The organism is Pseudonocardia nigra (assembly GCF_019396355.1).
GTDB classification, from domain to species: domain Bacteria; phylum Actinomycetota; class Actinomycetes; order Mycobacteriales; family Pseudonocardiaceae; genus Pseudonocardia; species Pseudonocardia nigra.
In genome coordinates this window covers 1-1,548 of record NZ_JAHKRK010000445.1, presented here as the reverse complement: position 1 = coordinate 1,548, position 1,548 = coordinate 1, and the positions used below count along the sequence as shown (strand labels likewise).

Annotated in this window: 2 protein-coding genes; both read left to right on the top strand. The window is 68.0% G+C overall.

The window, feature by feature from the left end; all coding sequences use genetic code 11:
* The coding region (locus KME75_RS41445; RefSeq protein ID WP_219420449.1) for a hypothetical protein at nucleotides 1–351 on the top strand (351 nt) is incomplete at its 5' end.
* A gap of 559 nt (nucleotides 352–910) precedes the next feature.
* Nucleotides 911–1,336 (top strand): ATP-binding protein, encoded by a 426-nt coding sequence (locus KME75_RS41440; protein WP_246633823.1) that lies wholly within the window; start codon nucleotides 911–913, stop codon nucleotides 1,334–1,336.
* Nucleotides 1,337–1,548: the final 212 nt, after the last annotated feature.

Sequence of the window (1,548 nt, the reverse complement as noted above, 5' to 3'; positions counted from 1 at the left end):
CGGGCGCCCTCCCGGGCGCTCCTTGACCCCGCCGCCTACCTCGACGCGCCCAAGAACAGTCGGAGAGCCAACGAAGAAAAGATCAACTACAACAACAGGGGGTTGACCGGCCCCGCTCCTTCAGGGAGTTACCGCCCTCGCATCATCGAGATCCGTGAGAACCTCATCGCCCGAATCGCCGAGGCCGAACGCGAGGGCTGGCTCGGCGAGGTCGAAGGACTCAACATCAGCCTTGCCGGGGCCACCGACAAGCTCGCCCAGATCGACCGCCGCTCACCCGGCGACGCCATCAACCTCGGGATGCCCTCCGCACCGCCACCGCGGGACGCCGCCCAGCACCAAGATCATTAGTTCAGAGAATCCGCAAACGAGTCCTACTCGCACGCTGACCCCCCAAGCGCCGCCGGGGGTCGAGACGATCACGAAATGTGGGCCAGATCCGCAGCTGGATCTGGCGACTTCTTGGTGTGCGCTGGCCGGGTTCACCCTGTTCTGCGATCTGGAACGGCTCGCCGGCCCCCTGCTCCGACCGGCCTGCCAGCCCAGCGACGTCTCGCCGCCGGGATCTCCGGGTCCGCCAGCGCCCCCCGCGCACGCGGATCCGGCAGTCGGATCCGGCAGTCGGATCTGGCACTTCCTGTAGTTGGGGTCGGTCTGCGAACCAGAGATGCAGGAACACGTACGCCGCAGGGAGCCCGCCGGCGAACCAGCCCGTTCCGCTTCGTCGGGAGGTCTTTGAGCGAGCCCAAGGCTGTCGGAGCCAGCGCGTCGTGGCCAAGACCGACCATAATCGCGGTGGCGGTCCAGCAGCGTGGCCGCTGGTTGTGGAGGTCTCGTGCCGGTGGCACTACGGCTACCCGATCCCGGGGTGTCGGCACTGCGCGCCGGGTGTGCACATCCCCGTGACTTGATGTCGGTGCTGCCTGCCCAGCCGGCGACGCTTCGGCAGGCGCGTTCGCTGGTGCAGCAGTGGCTGGCCGATCAGGACTGGCCGGGTGAAGACGCCCATGACGTCGTACTCGCCGTTCATGAGGCGGTGGCGAACGTGGTCGACCACGCCTATCCGCGCACCGTGACCGGCTCTGTACACCTACACGCCTGGGTGTCCGTCGAACCCCGCACCGGAGCGCGCCGCGTGGTCGCCACGGTCACCGATCGGGGATGCTGGCGCGCCGAGCACGGCGCCGCCGCGGACCTCACATCCCGCGGCTACGGCCTGGTGATGATGAGCGGTTGCATGGCCGAGATGCACATCCAACGCAGCGCCAGCGGCACCACCGTGATCCTCATCAGCCCCACGGTTCCCGCCGGCTCACCGCCCGCTCAGCTGCCCTGAGGAGAAACCGCGCACGCCGTCGAACTGAAGGAGGCACACCGAGGTGACAGTGACCGGAACCGAGCCCGGCGGTATCGCGAACGACTGTTGCCCGCCACTGAAGATGGCGACGTAGGCGCCGTTCACGGTGACGACGAAGAACGGACATACCGGGCGAGGTTGGTCGTCAGGGTGTCGCCGTGGTCGTCAAGGTGCCGGGAGCCAGCCGCATG

Excerpts from the sequence above, each read along its gene's own strand:
- KME75_RS41440 (WP_246633823.1), top strand. The coding sequence starts at position 911 with ATGTCGGTGCTGCCTGCCCAGCCGGCGACGCTTCGGCAGGCGCGTTCG.